Annotated in this window: 16 protein-coding genes and 1 tRNA gene; 10 read left to right on the top strand and 7 right to left on the bottom strand. The window is 40.8% G+C overall.

The window, feature by feature from the left end; genetic code table 11:
* Positions 1-65 precede the first annotated feature (65 nt).
* From nadD to rsfS, 3 genes are all read left to right on the top strand, one after another.
* A complete protein-coding gene (gene nadD, locus ACZ42E_RS07795; RefSeq protein ID WP_464891779.1) occupies positions 66-671 on the top strand; it encodes a nicotinate-nucleotide adenylyltransferase in 606 nt (201 codons plus the stop codon).
* A 1-nt stretch (position 672) separates the two neighbouring features.
* Positions 673-1,245 (top strand): bis(5'-nucleosyl)-tetraphosphatase (symmetrical) YqeK, encoded by a 573-nt coding sequence (gene yqeK / locus ACZ42E_RS07790; RefSeq protein WP_464891778.1) that lies wholly within the window; start codon positions 673-675, stop codon positions 1,243-1,245.
* Between the two features lie 106 nt (positions 1,246-1,351).
* Entirely contained in the window at positions 1,352-1,705 is a 354-nt protein-coding gene (gene rsfS / locus ACZ42E_RS07785) for a ribosome silencing factor (RefSeq protein ID WP_464891777.1), read from the top strand.
* Positions 1,706-1,810: 105 nt separating this feature from the next.
* Here rsfS and leuS read toward each other — a convergent pair whose 3' ends face one another.
* Together leuS and ACZ42E_RS07775 are read right to left on the bottom strand one after the other, a co-directional pair.
* Positions 1,811-4,288, bottom strand: coding sequence for a leucine--tRNA ligase (gene leuS / locus ACZ42E_RS07780; protein ID WP_464891776.1), 2,478 nt, complete (start codon positions 4,286-4,288; stop codon positions 1,811-1,813).
* 122 nt (positions 4,289-4,410) lie between these two features.
* Positions 4,411-4,486 (bottom strand) — tRNA-Ala (locus ACZ42E_RS07775).
* Between the two features lie 319 nt (positions 4,487-4,805).
* On the opposite strand from ACZ42E_RS07775, the gene ACZ42E_RS07770 reads away from it, so the two are divergent.
* Positions 4,806-4,970, top strand: coding sequence for a DUF1540 domain-containing protein (locus ACZ42E_RS07770; RefSeq protein WP_464891775.1), 165 nt, complete (start codon positions 4,806-4,808; stop codon positions 4,968-4,970).
* Between the two features lie 57 nt (positions 4,971-5,027).
* Here the strand turns inward: ACZ42E_RS07770 and ACZ42E_RS07765 are convergent, their stop codons facing one another.
* On the bottom strand, positions 5,028-6,314 hold the full coding sequence (locus tag ACZ42E_RS07765) for a thiolase family protein (RefSeq protein ID WP_464891774.1): 1,287 nt from the start codon (positions 6,312-6,314) through the stop codon (positions 5,028-5,030).
* Between the two features lie 239 nt (positions 6,315-6,553).
* Between ACZ42E_RS07765 and ACZ42E_RS07760 the strand changes: the two genes are divergently transcribed.
* Positions 6,554-7,219 carry a helix-hairpin-helix domain-containing protein gene (locus ACZ42E_RS07760; RefSeq protein WP_464891773.1) on the top strand — a complete coding sequence of 222 codons (666 nt, stop codon included), beginning with the start codon at positions 6,554-6,556 and terminating at the stop codon, positions 7,217-7,219.
* A complete protein-coding gene (locus ACZ42E_RS07755; RefSeq protein ID WP_464891772.1) occupies positions 7,216-9,504 on the top strand; it encodes a DNA internalization-related competence protein ComEC/Rec2 in 2,289 nt (762 codons plus the stop codon). The genes ACZ42E_RS07760 and ACZ42E_RS07755 overlap by 4 nt, the downstream gene beginning before the upstream one ends.
* Positions 9,505-9,510: 6 nt before the next feature.
* Here the strand turns inward: ACZ42E_RS07755 and ACZ42E_RS07750 are convergent, their stop codons facing one another.
* Entirely contained in the window at positions 9,511-10,833 is a 1,323-nt protein-coding gene (locus ACZ42E_RS07750) for an NCS2 family permease (protein ID WP_464891771.1), read from the bottom strand.
* Between the two features lie 233 nt (positions 10,834-11,066).
* Here ACZ42E_RS07750 and ACZ42E_RS07745 point away from each other — a divergent pair, with 233 nt between their 5' ends.
* Positions 11,067-12,479 carry an MATE family efflux transporter gene (locus tag ACZ42E_RS07745; protein ID WP_464891770.1) on the top strand — a complete coding sequence of 471 codons (1,413 nt, stop codon included), beginning with the start codon at positions 11,067-11,069 and terminating at the stop codon, positions 12,477-12,479.
* A 48-nt stretch (positions 12,480-12,527) separates the two neighbouring features.
* Here the strand turns inward: ACZ42E_RS07745 and ACZ42E_RS07740 are convergent, their stop codons facing one another.
* A complete protein-coding gene (locus ACZ42E_RS07740; protein ID WP_464891769.1) occupies positions 12,528-13,901 on the bottom strand; it encodes an NAD(P)/FAD-dependent oxidoreductase in 1,374 nt (457 codons plus the stop codon).
* A 216-nt stretch (positions 13,902-14,117) separates the two neighbouring features.
* Here ACZ42E_RS07740 and holA point away from each other — a divergent pair, with 216 nt between their 5' ends.
* Positions 14,118-15,083, top strand: coding sequence for a DNA polymerase III subunit delta (holA, locus tag ACZ42E_RS07735; RefSeq protein WP_464891768.1), 966 nt, complete (start codon positions 14,118-14,120; stop codon positions 15,081-15,083).
* Between the two features lie 27 nt (positions 15,084-15,110).
* On the opposite strand, the gene rpsT is transcribed toward holA, so the two are convergent.
* Positions 15,111-15,377: a 30S ribosomal protein S20 gene (rpsT, locus tag ACZ42E_RS07730; RefSeq protein WP_464891767.1), complete on the bottom strand. Its 267-nt coding sequence runs from the start codon at positions 15,375-15,377 to the stop codon at positions 15,111-15,113.
* Positions 15,378-15,640: 263 nt separating this feature from the next.
* Between rpsT and spoIIP the strand changes: the two genes are divergently transcribed.
* Positions 15,641-16,576, top strand: a complete 936-nt coding sequence (spoIIP, locus tag ACZ42E_RS07725; RefSeq protein ID WP_464891766.1) for a stage II sporulation protein P — start codon at positions 15,641-15,643, stop codon at positions 16,574-16,576.
* Between the two features lie 2 nt (positions 16,577-16,578).
* Positions 16,579-16,881 carry a hypothetical protein gene (locus ACZ42E_RS07720; protein ID WP_464891765.1) on the top strand — a complete coding sequence of 101 codons (303 nt, stop codon included), beginning with the start codon at positions 16,579-16,581 and terminating at the stop codon, positions 16,879-16,881.
* Positions 16,882-17,018: 137 nt separating this feature from the next.
* Here ACZ42E_RS07720 and ACZ42E_RS07715 read toward each other — a convergent pair whose 3' ends face one another.
* On the bottom strand, positions 17,019-18,458 hold the full coding sequence (locus ACZ42E_RS07715; RefSeq protein WP_464891764.1) for an IS1182 family transposase: 1,440 nt from the start codon (positions 18,456-18,458) through the stop codon (positions 17,019-17,021).
* Positions 18,459-18,619 lie beyond the last annotated feature (161 nt).

Below are 18,619 nucleotides of genomic sequence, written 5' to 3'. Positions count from 1 at the left end.
TTAAGCAGGAGGCCGTTATTATTTACTATGTGAGGAAAGAATAAGAAAAAGGAGCAGGTGATTTTTTGGCAGCACTGGGCATTATGGGAGGAACTTTTGATCCTGTTCACATTGGGCATCTGCTGGCTGCAGAATGGGTAAGGTTTGAGTTTAATATGGACAAGGTGATTTTTGTTCCGGCAGCCAGCCCTCCTCATAAAGCTGGAGAGGGGGTAACGGATATTGAACACCGCTATCAAATGGTAGAGATAGCTATAAGGGATAATCCGTATTTCGGGATTTCTCCGGTGGAAAAGGAGAGAGATGGAAAATCATATACAGTTGATACCATGGCTTATTTTAGGGAGCTTTATCCGGGAAAAGATTTATATTTTATTATGGGAACAGATTCCCTGCTTTCTTTTTCTACCTGGAAAAATCCTGATTTGCTGGTTACTCTGTGCAGTTTTATAGTAGTAAGCCGTCCGGGTTATATTATACCTGATGATTTTTGGAAAAAAGAAGGATTGCCTTCTTTGCTGCGGAAAAAGCTCTATGTAGTGGAAATACCGGGCATGGATATATCTTCCAGCGAGATAAGGGAGAGGATTAAACAGGATAAATCTGTAAGATATCTTCTGCCGCGAGAAGTAGAGGAATATATTTATATACATAAGCTTTACCGGAGGTAATATGATGTATGACATAAATAAAATAACAGAAGCAGTGAAGGCCAGACTTTCTGTCAACCGTTTTGAGCATTCCCTTAAAGTTGCTGCAGAGGCAGAAAGACTGGCTGAGAAGTTTGGATTAGATAAAAAAAAGGCTTATCTGGCAGGTATAGTACATGATTATGCTAAGGGGATAGCTGGTGATGAGCTGTTAAAAATGGCCGAAGAATTTAACCTGGTGGATGATGAGATATACCGGGAGGTCCCGGATCTTTTGCATGCACCGGTAGGGGCTTTTCTGGTAAAAAAGGAGCTTAAAATTGATGATCCTGAAATATTAAGTGCTGTAGCCAAACATACTTTGGGAGATATAGATATGAGCCTTCTGGATAAGGTTATTTTTTTGGCTGATATGATTGAACCTGGCCGTGATTTTCCAGGCATAGAGCGCTTAAGATGCCTGACTGAGAGAAACCTTGACCAGGCTATGCTTTATGCTCTGGAGTCGACTATTCGCTACTGCATGGAAAGGGGAAGGATAATCCATCCCCAAACGGTGGCGGTAAGAAATTTGTTTTTGCGAAAACTTAAATAATTGAGGTTTTTTAAGTTAAATGACACCATAATCTGCAAATTGTGCTAATATAATAATTGTCGAATATTTAACAAAAAATATTAAAAATTTTAAGGAGGAAGTGTGATTGGCTTATAATAAAGGTGAAGTGCTCAAGGCTCTGGTAGAAGCATGTCTGGATGAAAAGGCTTTTGATGTATCCATACTGGAGGTCAAAGATCTTACTATACTGGCGGATTATTTTGTTATCGTAAGCGGAAGAAGCCATTTGCATGTGCGGAGTATTGCGGAAAATGTAATCAATGAGATGGAAACATATGGAATAATCCCTCTGCGCAAGGAAGGCTTTCGAGAAGGAGCCTGGATAGTTCTGGATTATGGGTTTATTATTCTGCATATATTCCGGGAAGCAGAAAGGGAATATTACAATCTGGAAAGCCTGTGGGGAAATGCTCCCAGATTGACATTAAGCGAGATTTAAATAAAAAACAGGGAAAATCCCTGTTTTTTTATTTAAGAAAGGGGGAGGGGTGGGTGAAAACACCCAACCCTGGGGTGTAAAATATATAGCAACTAAGTTGCTACCTTATTTAACTACAATATTCACCAATTTTTGCGGCACCACTATAATTTTTACTATTTTTTTATCTTTTGTCAATTCTTTAATGCGGGTATTTTCAGTTACTTTTTGTTTTAGTTCTTCTTCCGGAATATCTGGTGCCACATTTATCTTGTCCCGCACTTTTCCGTTTACCTGAATGACGATTTCTATTTCATCCTGTACCAGAGCTTCAGGATCATATTCAGGCCATTTTTCCAGATGGATGCTGCTTTTATTTCCAATCAGATGCCACAGCTCTTCACAGATATGGGGGCAAAATGGGCTTAAAAGAAGCAGCATGGCATTTATAGCTTCTTTTATTACTTTCAGGTTCTGATTTTCGGTATTTGCATAATCATTAAGGGCATTGGAAAGCTCCATTATAGCACTGACTGCTGTATTAAAATTGAACCTTTCTTCAATATCTTCCGTCACTTTTTTAATGGTGGCATGGGTTTTATAATGCAGTTTTTTAGCTTCACCATCCAGCACTTCCCCTGGAGCAGGCAAACTGACAGAAGCTATTTTTTCTGCATAGCTGGTTACCGTGCGCCATACCCGGTTAAGGAAGCGATAACAGCCTTCCACTCCCTGGTCGCTCCATTCCAGATCTTTTTCTGGTGGAGAAGCAAAAAGTATAAAAAGCCTGGCTGTATCAGCGCCGTATTTATTGATTATTTCTTCCGGGCTTACTACATTGCCTTTCGATTTAGACATCTTGGAGCCGTCTTTCAAAACCATGCCCTGGGTTAAAAGATTGGTAAAAGGCTCTACACAGGAAAGCATCCCGATATCATACAGGAATTTGGTAAAGAACCTGGCATACATAAGGTGTAATATAGCATGTTCCACTCCACCTATGTACTGGTCTACAGGCATCCAGTAGTCAACAGCTTTTTTGTCAAAAGGCACTTCTGTTTCATGAGGGCTGCAGTAGCGGTTGAAATACCAGGAAGAGCACACAAAGGTATCCATGGTGTCTGTTTCTCTTCTGGCTTCTTTACCACAGTTAGGACAGGTAGTTTTATAGAATTCTTCCACATATTTTAAGGGAGATTCTCCATTAGGCTTAAATTCAACATTCTCTGGCAAAAGGACTGGTAAATCCTTTTCCGGTACCGGCACAATTCCGCAGTCCTCACAGTAAATTATGGGAATAGGGGCTCCCCAGTAGCGCTGGCGGGATATGAGCCAGTCGCGCAGGCGGTAGTTTACCGTACCCTGCCCTATACCTTTTTCTTCCATATAGGCGATTACTGCTTTTTTGCCTTCTTCTACCGTGAGACCGTCAAAAGTTCCGGAATTAACCATTATGCCGTCACCAGTATAGGCAGCAGTCATTTCCTCACCAGAAGCTGGTGAATCTTCACCTTTTATAACTACCTTGATAGGAAGGTTATATTTACGGGCAAATTCAAAGTCGCGCTGGTCATGAGCAGGCACGGCCATTATGGCACCGGTTCCGTATTCCATTAGAACATAGTTGGCTATCCAGATGGGAACCTTTTCGCCATTCATGGGATTTATAGCATAGGCTCCGGTAAATACCCCTTCTTTTTCGGTCTCATTGGAAGTACGGGTTATTTCATTTAAGTACTTCATGCGCTCAACAAAAGCTTTAACTTCCTTTTCCTGGGGTTTACCCCGGCATATTTTTTCTACCAGAGGGTGTTCTGGAGCCAGAACCATATAAGTTACCCCAAAAACCGTATCCGGACGAGTAGTAAAGACGGGTATTTCATCACCAGTTTCTTCTACCCGCATGGAGAACTGACAGCCTTCACTGCGTCCAATCCAGTTTCTCTGCATGGTTTTTACTTTTTCTGGCCAGCCAGCAAGCATATCCAGATCATCAAGCAGCCTCTGGGCATAAGCAGTGATTTTAAAGAACCACTGTTCAAGCTGCTTTTTCTCCACCAGTGCCTCACAGCGCTCACACTTGCCTTCTACAACCTGTTCATTGGCTAAAACTGTTTGGCAGGACGGGCACCAGTTTACAGCCGAGAATTTTTTGTAAGCCAGGCCATGTTCATAGAGCTTTAAAAACATCCACTGGGTAAACTTGTAGTAATCAGGTTTACAGGTGGCTATTTCGCGGGTCCAGTCATAGCTTATTCCCAGGCTTTTAAGCTGCCTTTTCATGTTAGCTATGTTATCGTAAGTCCATTTGGCGGGATGGTGGCCGTGTTTTATGGCAGCGTTTTCTGCTGGCAGACCAAAGGCATCCCAGCCCATGGGATGCAGGACATTATATCCGTTCATAGTTTTAAAGCGGGCTACTACATCTCCTATGGCATAATTGCGTACATGTCCCATGTGCAGGTTGCCAGATGGATAAGGAAACATTTCCAGATTATAATATTTGGGTTTTTCGCTATCTTCCTTTACCTGGTAAAAGTCATTTTCTTCCCAGTATTTCTGCCATTTCGCTTCAATAGTCTTAAAATCGTACCTGATGTCCATATTAGATTTCTTCCTCCCTGCAGGAACATTTATTATATTTATTTAATAAAAATAAAAACTCTCTTCCCAGCTTAAGGGACGAGAGTTTCCCGCGGTACCACCCTTATTGACAAATAAAATAATGGTGGAGCTAGAGGGATTCGAACCCTCGACCTCTTGAATGCCATTCAAGCGCGCTCCCAACTGCGCCATAGCCCCACGTCTTTGTCCGCTCATTACCATAACGGAAGTTCCCGTTACAGGCTACTCATTTCGCCTGTAAAGCTCCCCGGCGAGTTCAGCCTTAATACTGCCTTGCACCAGCCGGCAGCTCTCTTACTTATCAGCCTACTACTCCAGTTCCTCGCTTTGTATTATTCAATTGACAAGAACAATTTTATGATAATTTTTTGCACAAGTCAAGAAGAAAATCTACATTTTTTGAAAAAATTTTTATGTCGGTAAATGGAAATGAGCGCATAAAGTTTTTTTAAAAACAAAAACTAATAGCGATGTAATAAAGAAAGGAGGATTTACCGTGGAATTGAATGGAAAACAGACTATAAGCTGCAGTGTTTCCAGCTGCAAACATTATTCTAACAACTATTGCAAACTGCAGCAGATTCAGGTAAGCCCTACCAGTAATGTAAACAGCGGCTGTGCAGAAGATGAAAACTACTGTGCAAGTTATGAGAAAAAATAAATAAAACAAAAAGGAAGAGCATATGCTCTTCCTTTTTAAGTTATGTTGTAAGCTTAATTATTTAACTCTCTGCCAGATAGCAGCAGCACCGTGGCCATGTCCGATACACATGGATTCAACGATGTATTCTACATCAGAGAAGTCAGGATCAGCAAACATAGCAGTAATGTCGCATGCTATGCGAGCACCGGTACATGCCAGCGGATGTCCGATGGAGATTCCGGAACCCCATACATTCAGGCGGTCTTTCGGCAGATTGAGGGTCTTCTGTACATATACGGACTGGGAAGCAAATGCTTCGTTAACTTCCCACAGACCGATCTGATCCTGGGTCATGCCAGCTCTCTTGAGTACCTTCGGAATAGCAAGGGCCGGACCGATACCCATGATTTCAGGTTCTAAACCTATTACTGCATAGGAAACGAGTTTCATCTTGGGTTTGAGACCGAGTTTCTTTACGCCTTCTTCGGTTGCCAGAACTACACCGGCAGCAGCGTCGTTTATCTGGGAAGAGTTACCAGCAGTTACAGTAGCTTTTTCATCCTGCATGAAAACGGTAGGCATAGCTGCCAGGCCTTCCAGAGTAGTGTCAGGACGGGTACCCTGGTCGATAGCTACTACTACTTCTACATCTTCTTCGCCTTTTTCGGCTCTGGCTTTGGCCAGATGATCGCTGGCTACATAAGCAGCTTCTTTATTGAAGGGGTTGGGATTTCTCTTGGTGCTGGCAGCAGGAACTTTTACTTTAATCGGGATGGTTACACTTCCGACTTTGTCTTTTTCCTGAGCCTTGGTGGCTTTCATGTGGGATTCATAAGCGAACTGGTCCTGTTCTTCACGGGTAATGTTGAAGCGGCGAGCAACTATTTCAGCGGTGTATCCCATGTTGATAGCGCCGAGATCCATGTATTTGCCGAGGTCAGGATGGATATCTGCACCGGCTCCCATGGGGATGTGGGTCATGTGCTGAACTCCACCGGCAAACTGTACATCTCCGCCCCATCCGCACATCATGGTGGAGATAGCAAACTGGATGGACTGTAATCCAGATGCACAGAAGCGGTCAACGGTACAGCCAGCAACTTCATAAGCACCATCAGAGAGGATCCATGCCAGACGGCCGATGTTAAGACCCTGTTCCATGAAAGCGTTGGCACAGGTTGCCCAAACTACGTCGTCGATGATTTCAGCTTGTTTTTTCTTATCTTCCAGGCCGCATCTCTTTCTCAGTTCTTTGTAAACGATAGCGGTTAATTCTTCAGCGCGGATATTGGTGAACCAGGACTGCTTGCCTGCACGGGCGATAGGAGTACGCGCAGCTTCTACTACAAATACTTCCTTCATTAAATAATTCCCCCTTAAGTATAATTTTTCGGTCTGCACTCAGGCTGCTTAGCAGCCAACCACTCTACTTACAGTATTCCATAAAAATAATAAATAATCCATAACTTTTTTCTAAAAAAATAAAATTTAAATTTTCTAAATTGTCTAAAGTGATATCAAAATTTTTTATTATCAATATAAAAATATTGTTTGAAAAAACGAACCTGACAGCTAAAAAAATTTTCCACAATAAAGGTGTTTTGGATTTTTTAGCGAATATTGCTGCTGAGGTGGTAATAATGTTTAACCTTGACAGAAAATGGACGGCGGGTTTGGTGCTTGTTCTGTTACTAACTTTTTATGCCGGGATAAAATATGCTGAATTTAAAAATAATGCAGGCACGAAAGGAGTAGTTTTGCAGAATGAAGGGCAGGAAAGCGCGGTGGATGAGCTAAAGAATGCGGAAGAAGGCGGAATTTCATATATTGAGGTATATGTGGGTGGACAGGTAGCTAAACCGGGAGTATACCGCTTGCCCAGGGGGGCCAGGGTTTATCAGGCAGTAGAGCAGGCAGGGGGAACTACTGAAAGGGCAGATCTGAAATATATTCCGCTGGCCAGAATACTGGAAGATGAAGAGACGGTGTGGATTCCTTCCCCGGAAGAGACGGCAGGGATGGGGGATAGCTGTAATACAGACTTTTCTTCCCCGGGCGGGGGCGCATCAGGCAAGGTCAATATTAATACTGCTTCCGCTGAGGAAATGGCAGATAAGCTTAATGGTATAGGGCCTCAGCTGGCCAAACGCATAGTTGATTACCGAAATCAGAAAGGGAAGTTTAAAAGCATAGATGAAATTAAAGATGTAAGCGGGATTGGGGAAAAAAGGTTTGAACAGATAAAAGACCAGATATGTGTGCGATGAAAGAAATATTTTTACCCTGGTGGATAGAGATTTTTGCAGCTTTTGCCCTGGGCATAGTTTTGGCTTATTACAGGCTTGACTTTTTGGTTTGCCTTCTGGCATGTTTTATATTGCTTTTTGCCCTTGCCAAGGGCAGGTTGGATTTTCATATGCTTTTTCCGGCTTTTATTTTGCTGGCCGGCTTGCTGTATTTTAATCTAAATGAGGTCAGGCTGCCTTCCCCGTTGCCGGCAAGTATAGATGATTTTGCGGTAAAAGGCCAGGTTGCGTCTTATCCCCGCTGTGATGATAAAAAATGCAGTTTTGTTTTAGAAGTGGAAGATAAAAGGCCTTATTTGAAAAAAATACAGGTTTTTGCCTATTTTGATGCTCATTTAAACCGCGGGGATGAAGTCCTGATAAGAGGGGAACTTAAAAAGCCAGAAAAGCCGGGAAACCCGGGTGAATTCGATTATGCCAGTTTTTTGGAAAAAGAAAAGATATTTTATATTTTGACCACAGACAATGAAAAAGATTTGCGTTTATTAAAAGAGGCGGCAGGAATAAGCTATTTTTTAGGCTGCTTGCGAAAGAAAACGGAAAAGATAATAAAAGATACCCTTTCTGATAAAGAAGCTGGCATCCTTTTGGGGATGCTCCTTGGAAAAAAGGAGGAGATAGATCCGCAGGACTACCGGGAATTTCAAAAAAGCGGAATAGTGCATATTTTTGCGGTTTCAGGATTACATGTAGGATTTTTGGTATTTTTGATGGCTTTTATTTTATCTTTTTTATCTCTTGCCCCGGGGGCTAAAACGGCAGTTATTTATATAGTTTTGCTGTTGTACGGGAGCATAACCGGCTGGCCAGCTTCCGTAGCAAGGGCAGTTATAATGGCGTTAGCGGCAGTTACCGCTTTTTATCTGAAAAGGGAGGTTAGTCCCTTAAACAGCCTGGGGCTGGCAGGTTTTATCATACTTTTATTAGATCCTTACGCTCTTTTTAAAACCGGTTTTCAGCTTTCTTTTATGGCTACCTGGGGATTGCTTTATATTTATCCGCTGCTTAAAAAAGCTATAGATTATAAAAAATGGTGGCTTGATTTGATATTGGTTCCTTTATCTGCCCAGCTGGCAGTTTTGCCTCTGATAGCCTATTATTTTTATCTTTTCACCCCAGCAGCGTTGGTTGCTAATATTTTTGTTTCCTATCTGGCAGGAGGAGCAATAATTGCTGGCTTTTTGGGAATGCTGGCAGGCTTTCTTTTTCCTTTTTTAAGCCCGCTTTTTATTTATCCAGCAGGATTTATGATAGAAATCATGCAGATGGTGGTTAATGCAGCCAATGCTTTCCCTTTTTCTTATCTGTGGGTAAAAAAACCGGAGGTTTGGCTGCTCATTTTCTATTATGCCGGTATTTTATTTTTATGTGGCGCTTTATATTCCAAGACATGGAAGAAAGCAGCTTTTGAAATTTTAATTATAACAGTTTTTTTTATTTTCCTCCTTTTGCCTCCTTATTTCTATAATCGGGGTGTTTTGGAGATAACTTTTATTGATGTGGGGCAAGGAGACAGCATACTGATTAAAACCCCGGAGGGGAAATTTATCTTAATAGATGGGGGAGGGAGCAGATGGACAGATATAGCGGGGAGAAAACTGCTTCCCTACCTGCACAGCCGGGGGATAAACAGGTTTTATATGCTGGTAAATTCTCATCCTGATACTGACCATCTTAAGGGGTTAGAGGAGGTTGCCCTTGAGCACAGGGCTGATTTTTTGTGTCTGCCTGGTAGTCTGGCAGATGTTCATGAATATGATATTCTCAAATCCCGGGTTTTTAAGCATGGGGGAAAGTTGCTTTATTTGGAAAAGGGGAAGAGGCTTAATATCGAAAAAGATTTTTATATAGAAATTTTATATCCGGAAGGGGAGTATAAAGGAGGGAAATATAATGATTATTCTCTGGTCCTGTATGTTAAATACCGGGGTTTTTCTGCCTTGCTTCCCGGGGATATAGAGGAAGAAGGGCTGCAGAATTTGCTTTATGAAGGGATAAAAACAGCATATGTGGTAAAAGTGCCCCATCATGGCAGCAGAGGCTCTTTGTATCCTGGCTTTTATGAAGAAGTTAATCCATATCTGGCTGTTATATCGGTAGGAAAAAACAATTTTGGCCATCCGCATGCGGAGGTTTTGAATTTTTTAAAAGAGAACAAAATAGAAGTCCTGCGTACAGACGAAAAGGGAGCCATCACTTTGCTGAGCGACGGCTCCCGCCTTACGGTTTCGACTTTTAGACATTAATATTTTTTAGGCCAACCTTAAGGCAAAGTTGATGATAAAAGCTACTGCTATCAAATAAACCAGCCAGTGTACTTCTTTAGCTTTACCGCTTATTGTCTTCACCACGGCATAGGAGATAAATCCAAAAGCTATACCCTGGGCAATACTGTAGGTAAGCGGCATAACAATTATAGTAAGGAAAGCAGGCAGAGCATCAGTAAAATCACTGAAGTCTATATCCTTAATACCCTGGATCATAAGTGCTCCAATTATTATAAGAGCAGGAGCAGTAGCATAAGCTGGTACCAAACCTACCAGCGGGGCAAAGAATATGGCCAGGGCAAAAAGTATGCCTACTACTATAGCAGTTAAGCCTGTCCTTCCACCTTCTGTTATACCTGCTGCGTTTTCTACATAGGTAGTTACGGTACAGGTACCTACGATTGAACTCCACATGGTACCAATAGACTGTGCCAGGAGGAAACGATTAAGATTAGGTATTTCCCCGTTTTCGTCAATCAGGTTGGCACGGCGGCTGAGCCCTATTAAGGTACCAATGTTGTCAAACATTTCTACAATAGTAAAACTGAATACTATTGAGAACAAACCATATTTTACCGCAGCCCCCAGGTCAAGTTTGCCAAAAGTCGGGCTTATGTCAGGTGGTGTAAAGCTTATTATATCGCTTATAGCTGTAGGACGGTCGAATATACCAAGGATCATACCCACAATAGTGGTGGCCAGTATTGAAATCAGAAGTCCGCCCTTTACCTGACGAGCCATAAGCGCGCCAGCCAGGAATACACCTAAAATGCTTAAAATAACCGGAGGACTGGTAATATTACCTATTCCTACCAGAGTATTAGGATTGTCTACTACCACGCCTGCTGCTCTTAAGCCTATAAATGCTATAAAGAGACCTACCCCGACACTCATGGAAATTTTAAGCACTTCAGGGATAGATTTGACTATATACTGCAGAGCTCCGGTAACCGTCAGGATAAAGAAGAAAACACCCGAGAAAAATACTGCTCCCAATGCGGTCTGCCAGGGAAGTCCCATTCCCAGAACGACCGTATAGGTAAAGAAAGCCTGCAGGCCAAGTCCCGGGGCTGCTGCCATAGGCATATTGGCCAGAAACCCGACTAAAAGAGTAGTACCTACAGTTGCCAGTACTGTTGCCGTGATAGCTGCTTCTTTAGGTATTCCTACCTCACTTAATACATTAGGATTTACAAAAAGAATATAAGCTAAAGTTACAAAGGTGGTAAAGCCCGCAATTATTTCGGTACGCAGATCAGTACCACGTTCGTTAAGCTTAAAAAATCTCTCCCAGATACTAGACTCCAAGCTTAAGACCTCCCAGTATTTTATAATTTTTATAATATTTTGATGGTCTTGCGCAAGCCAATTATATTTTACAAGCAATAAGTGTGCCAAACTCTTAAAAACCCTGAAAAAGGGATTTGAATAAAAAAGACTATTTGTACATGGTGTGAACATTTTTCCTGCTGGGAAATAATTTCAAAGCTCACATAATATGCTTTTCTCGTTCATAAATTGAAGCGAGAGAGGCGATGTATATGCAGAGGGATAAGATTTTAAAAGGACGGGTAGGCCCTCTTTTGCTTAAGCTTTCATTTCCGCCAGCCCTGGGGATGATTGTTTTCTCAGGACTTAATCTTTTAGATACTTTTTTTATTGCCTGTTTAGGGTCCAGGGCCCTGGCTGTTTTAACCCTTTCTATACCCCTGCAGGTTTTCATAACTTCTTTGATTTCAGCAACCGGCAATGGCATTACCTCTGAAATAGCAAGAAAACTGGGATGCCATGATATGAGGGAAGCAGATAATACAGCCTTTCATGCTGTCTTGATAACTATCATCTATGGGATTGTTTTCTGGCTTCTGATAGGCTGGTATATGGAGCCCCTGCTTTCGCTTTCAGGGACTCCTTCCCAAAGTTTGGCTGTGGTCAGGGATTATATGTCGATAATGCTGTGGACCTGTATTTTTTCTTTTGTACCGATAACGGCAGGAAATATCATGCAGGGAGAAGGGGATACTTTATGGCCGATAATGATAGCTCTTGCCGGTATGATGGTTAATGTCCTTTTGGATCCGTTTTTTATTTTTGGCCTGGGAAGTTTCAGGGGAATGGGGCTTAAAGGGGCAGCTTTAGCTGCAGTTCTATCTCAGATGGCTGCTGGTATTCTGGCAATAGCTGTGATGCTGAAAAGAAAAGGCAAGATTTTAACCTGGTCGTTAAAAAATTTTTATCCCAGCTTAAGGGTGCTGCGAAATATTTATCAGGTAGGCTTGCCAGCCATCCTCATGGAATTGGCTGGAATTATTATCATGAGTTTTTTTACCAGGATAGCGGGAGGATATGGTTCTGCGGCTCTGGCAGCTCTGGGTATATTTTTAAGGGTAAGGGCGTTTATATTTATGCCTGTATATGGGCTTATGCAGGGAAGTATGCCGATAGCTTCTTTTGCCTATGGGGGGGCTAATTTCCTGCGGGTGAGAGAAACCATGGTAAAAGCTTCTTTTTTTGCCTGTATTTACACTACTTTAATATGGTTTGTTTTGCAGTTTTATCCTTCCCCGTTAATAAGGCTTTTTGCTCATGATGAGGTACTTATCGTTACCGGAATTGATGCGGTAAAAATAGGGACTATGTTTTTGCCTCTTGCTGGACCTTATCTCATACTGCTTAATATTATGCAGGCAGTAGGAAAAGGGGCTATGGCCATGCAGCTCTTTTTAGTCAGGCAGTTAGGGATTTTGCTTCCTTTGCTGATTATTTTGCCAGAATATTATGGAATAAATGGCATATGGCTGGCTTTTTCGGGTTCAGAACTTATAGGGGGAATTTTGTCTATTTTCTTTTTTCTTAAATTGTGGCGGGAATTGCAGGATGAAAGAAAAACCCCTATGGTTATTTTTTTTAGGTGGAATTACATATTAAAAAGGCTTTTAGCCTGGATAAAGTAATAAAGTAATAAGAAAGGGAAAGACCTTTAGGTCTTCCCCTTAAAGTGCTTATTTGGAAAGTATATCACGAGCGGCAATTATCCCTGATACGCTGGCCTGAATAAGCCCTCTGGTAACTCCTGCACCGTCTCCTACAGCCCAGATGCCTTTAACAGGTGTTTCCAGATGGTTGTTTAATTTAGGCCTGGCAGAATAAAATTTGGCTTCAATACCGTAGAGCAAGGTATGATCAGAAGCAATACCGGGTATAGCTTTATCCAGGGCTTCCAGGCATTCAGTAATACCTACCATATAGCGGTGGGGAAGAACTAAAGAGAGATCGCCAGGTACGGCTCCTTTTAAAGTGGGTTCCACCATTCCTTTTTCGATGCGGGAAGGAGTAGAACGCCGGCCCCGTTTAAAGTCACCATAACGCTGTACGATTATGCTGCCGCTCAACATATTGGCCAGGCTGGCAATACATCTTCCGTATAATATAGGTTTATCAAAGGGTTCGGTAAATTCCTGGCTCAAAAGCAGGGCAAAATTTGTGTTGTTGCTTTTGCTGCTGGCAAACGCATGGCCGTTTACTGTTATAATGCCATTAGTATTTTCCATAACTACATGTCCGTTGGGGTTTACGCAGAAGGTTCTTACCGTATCGTCAAAAGTGCGGGAATTATATATTATTTTGGGTTCCCAGATATTGTCGGTGAATTCCTGCATGGTTACGGCAGGAACCTCTACTCTTACCCCCAGATCTACCTGGTTATTGCTCAAGGCTATACCCAGTTTTTTAGCCTGTTCGGAAAACCAGTGAGCTCCGTCTCTGCCGGGGGCCAGGATTAAATAAGGAGCTGTAAAGTTTCCCTGGGCGGTTTTGACTAACTTTATGCCCGAATTTTCCACCTCTATATCTATAACCGGAGTATCAGTTTTTATTTCAACTTTTTCCTTAAGGAAAAGAAACATGTTTTTAAGCACATTTAAAGTATTTTCTGTACCCATATGCCTGATTTTCGCAGGGATCAAGCGAAGGCCAGCCCGTGCAATCCTCAATTCCAGGTCTTTGACTTTATCATTGTCTTCGCCGAATATCCGGTTGGGAGCTCCAAATTTTACATATATGTCATCTACATAGGCTATCAGCTTTTCCAGATTTGCTTTACCTATATAATCAGCCAACCAGCCTCCAAACTCGGTGGTAAGGGTTAATTTGCCGTCAGAAAAAGCGCCTGCTCCCCCCCAGCCGCTCATTATGGAACAGGGTTTGCAGCTTATGCAGCTTTCTGTCTGGGTACCGATAGGGCATTTTCTGTTTTCTACTTTTCTGCCTTTTTCTAATAGAAGTATTTTAAAATTGCTGTTCTGGCTTAGTTCCATAGCGGCAAAAATTCCAGCTGGACCTGCACCTATAATTATTACATCATAGTCGGCTTTCATGCTTATCCCTCCTGATATGGTATGCTAAACTTCTCTGACGGCTTCTACCGTAAATTTATCACTTTTTTACAGGTTAAGCTACAAGATAAAAAAGGGTTTTAAGTAATTCAGGGCTGGTTTGCTATAATTAATACATAGTTGGGCGAAGTGTTTAATATGCCATTTTTCGCAAATTAATGTGCCATATAGAGAAATTGCTTTAAAAGGGGAATTTTTATGCAGGAAAATATTATTTATATATGGGGAAAAGAAGCTTATCTGGTTGATGAAGAAGTTAAAAAAATTATTTTTTCTCTGCAAAGTGAAGAAACGGAAATTGAATATCTGGATGTGGAAAATCTAAATGGGCAGGAACTCTTGCAGAGGCTGGACTTTAGCCCCCTTTTTGCTTTAAAGAGGGTAGTAGTTATTAAAAATCCTTACTGGTTTGATAAAGTGCGCCGTAAAGAAGTACTCCTCGAGATAGTTAAAGCCCTGGAAGAGTATGCCAGGAATGCTTCTGATGATCAAACCCTGGTGGTTACCAGCCTGGAAAATAATACTTCTAATCCTGTAGCTGGCTGGTTAAATAAGAATGCCAGGGTAATAAAATGCGAAGAAAAAGGGAAAAGCTTCTTAAACAGGTGGATTAAGGAAGAATTCGGCAAAAGGGGCAAAAAGATAACCGAAGAAGGCGCTAGTTTTTTGGTGCAAAGCGGGCAGGATATGTATTATATGCTGAATTTGATAGAAAAAGTTGCCCTTTTTAAGCAGGAAAGCCAGATAGTAACAGTTGATGATATACAGGAAGAGGTGGAAAGCAAGGAAGAGATTAAGGTTTTTAAATTTACCGATGCAGTTTTAAAAAGGGACAAAAAAGAAGCTTTTGCCGCCTATTACAGGCTGCGGGAACAGGGAGTGAGCCCTATTTTTATACTGTATATGACGGTAAGGCAGTTTGTATCGCTGGCTAAAGTTAAGTTTTATATGGAAAAAGGCTGCAGCAGGCGGGAGATAGAAGAAAAAACCGGCTTTAAGGATTTTGTTATAAATAAAATGACAGGCTATTCGCGCAATTATACTGCAGGAGAAATAGAAGCTTTTTTTGCCCGGTTTCTGGAAGCTGATTTGGCTTTAAAGAGTTCGGAAAGTGCCAATGAGGATATTATAATGGAAATTCTTATAAGCGAAATAACCAGATAAAAAAATAAAACCTGTCGAATGACAGGCTTATTTTGCTAACTGATTAAATTTTTGCATAAGTTTGGATTTTTTGCGAGCTACCGTATTTTTATGCAGGATTCCTTTATTAACGCTCTTATCTAAAAGAGATATAACCTGAAGCAGGTTTTCTTTGGCTTGCTCCATATTATTTTCCTGCAGAGCTGCTAAATATTTCTTTTCTGCGGTTTTGATTCTGCTCTTATACGCTCTGTTCCTTAAACGGTTTGCTTCTGCTTTTCTTGCCCTTTTAGCAGGTGTCTTACTTTTAGCCAAGATTTCACCTCCTCGAATTCTTACACTAACAGAATTACTATAGCATTACTGGTTTTAAAATGCAACCTGCTTTTATGTATTTTTTGGTCTGTGTTTGTGGGTTATTCCCGGTTCTATCTGCTGTTTTTTGGCATAAATTTTTAAAAATAGGCTTCAAGACAGGGGGGAACCGGGTGAGGAAGGTTTATTTGCAGAATTTCTTCAAGGGTTTATTTTTTTTAGCAGTTTTTATATTTATGCTGATAGCAGGTGTAAGTTTAGATATGAATAAATTTTATGAAAAAGAGCTTTCGGGAATCAGGTGGGGCAGACTTATTCTCCCGGTTTCCAAAATCCATATAAGTTCTAAACTTGGTACGATGGCTTTTGGTCAGGTTAATCTTGCTTTATCAGGCAATCTGGAACCATTTTTTTTAAAGGCTTATAAAAAAAATCTGCATGAGGAACTTATGGTATCTACTATCCAGGCTTTAGCTTATACAGCAAGCTATTCTGAAAGAGAAGAGATTGAAGAAGAAAATGTAAAAATTCCTGCTGTGCAAAATGAGGGAGAAAAAGAAACCGAAAGAAGAGTATATTATTCTTTTCCCCCGCATTATAAAGCAGTTATGTACTGTACCCACACTTCTGAATCTTATATTTTGAGCAGTGGGAAAACTAAGCATGAAGGGGAAAGAGGCCTGATAGATGAGGTGGCAAGAAACCTGGCTTCAGAGATAAATAAGAGAGGCTTGCGAGCTGAATATATAGATACCATACATGATTATCCTGATTACAGCCAGAGTTATGTAAAATCCAGGGAAACCGTGAAGAAAATTTTACAGACCGAAGACAAAATCGTAGCCCTGTTTGATATTCACCGGGACAGTATTCCCGGAGTTAATACCGGAGAAACAGTGGATATAAATGGGAAAAAGAGTGCACGTATCCTGATAATTGTAGGAACTGATGAAAGAAAACCTCATCCCAATTGGCGGAAAAATTTGAGTTTTGCTGAAAAAATATATCATGCAGGGGAAAAAATGTATCCCGGGCTTATAAAGGGGGTAAGAACTAAAGCAGGGACTTATAATCAGGAATTTCATGAAAAAGCGCTTTTATTAGAGTTCGGCAGTGATTATAATACTTTGGAGGAAGTTCTATATGCTACAAGTTTATTTGCTGATGTTTTAATTACTGTGCTGCAGGAGGAAGGATAATATTGGTGGCAAGAGCAGGAAGGATTTTTGTTTTATTAATGATCATCGGTTTGGTTGTTGCCGGTCTTAATATCAGTAATTATGGAATAAGCCAGCTTACCATGGAAAAAAGAGGGGCTGTACTGGATGCTGAATTCCGAAATGGAAGCCTTGTTGTTACTGCTTTAGGCAAAGATTATGTTTATGGGGGGTACCGAAATATAGACTATAAAGATTTTTATAAACTGGCAAAGGAGATAGAAGATTATTTGCAAAAAATCTGGCGTATTTTTGAAGCTGTTTTTCTTTATGAAGTAGGAGAATGAAAAACTGAAACAGGGGACGAAACTGAAACAGGGGACGGCAGACTGTGTGAGAATCTGCTCTTTTAATAACTTGGCTGTTTATTTTAAAAGCATTATTTTTATTATTGAAAAAGATATAAAAAATAGGCTGGCTTCTGCTATACCAGAGCCAGCCTCTCAATTATTTCCCTAACTCCCAGGATATTTATTACTCTTTTTAAGTTATAGGCCAGTAAATGCAGTTTATTCTCTGCATTTACAGAAACTAATCCCCTTGTCAGAAAATAACCATATCCCCATATCCGCTTTATTGTGCCGAATGGGTGCTCTACTATCATTTTCCTCTGTATATACAGTTGATTGTTTTCTTTGGTCCTTTTATCTACTACTTCTAACAATGACTGTGCTAAGTTGCGACTAACAGTCCTGCCATTTTTAGATTGGGTACATTTATCCCTTAAGCTGCATTGTTTGCATGCACGGCTATTTTTATATACCTGGTATTTTACTCCTTTTTCTTGCCGTATTTTGCTTGGATATAATGTCTCCCCTGCTGGACAGATGTAGATGTCTTTCTCTTTATCATATATAAATTTGTCAGGTTGAAATTCCGGGTCAGCTATATTGCCAGTAAATCTCTGCTTTGCTACATATGCTTCTATCTGATTTTTTTCACATTCAATTAAATCGCTGGTAGAATAATAGCCTTTATCCGCTAAAACTTTTATCGATTCCACTTCAAGTATTTCTTTGGCTTTTTTGGCCATGTTGCTCAGTTGCCCTTGATCTGAAGGATTATTTATTACTTCACTATCTACTACCAGCTTATGTTTATGGTCTACTGCTATTTGTACATTATAACTTACTTCTAAACCGTTATTGTTAACTGCCATTAAACGCGCATCTGGATCAACAGTTGATATCTCTGTCGCTCCTGTTTCTCTCATCTGCTCTTGCAAAGCCGTATATTTTTCTTTCCTCGCTTTTAACTCCTCTATTCGCTTCTGAATTTCTTCTGCGCTTGGAATATGGATATTAGCTTCTTCATGATCACTACTGTCTAATTCTTTTAAATAGTTTTCTATTTTTTCATCAATATATTTTAAATGCCTTTGTATTTTCTTCTGGTTAAAGTTGTTATGCTTGGAATTGCTGGCCCTAAATTTGGAACCGTCAACAGCCAGTACCTCTTTCCCAAACAAGTCCCACTCTTTACATAATAGTGTGAACTGCTTGAATAAGGCTTTTATTGCTTCCGGATTGTCTTTCCTAAAATCAGCTATGGTCTTGAAATCTGGCTTTAGTTTGCGTAATAGCCAAATTACTTCAAGGTTTCTTTTTGTTTCATCTTCTAGTCTTCTGGAGGATCTGATTTTATTCAGGTATCCGTATAAGTATAATTTTAATAAGTCTCTGGGATCATATGAGGGTCTGCCTTTTTGGTTGGGTGTCGCTCTTTTGAAACCAAGCGCTTCCATATCTAAAGATTCTACAAATGCTTCTATCACTCTTACTGGATTGTCAGGTGTAATATAATCATCTATTGCTTCAGGAAACAGGGTGATAAGTTCCCGATTTTCTCCTTCTATGTATCCCATTTTCTCACCTCTCTATCACCCTGTATTCGACTTTTCTTGCATTAATCCCTCTTTCTGATGAAAGTTTTTTCACACAGTCTGCCGTCCCCTGTTTCAGCGTCCCCTGTTTCAGTTGAACAGATAGGCGGTATTAGATATAATTTAATGGATAAATTTGAGGT

This window comes from Thermosyntropha tengcongensis (genome assembly GCF_055381335.1).
This window is presented reverse-complemented; position numbering and strand designations above follow the sequence as displayed.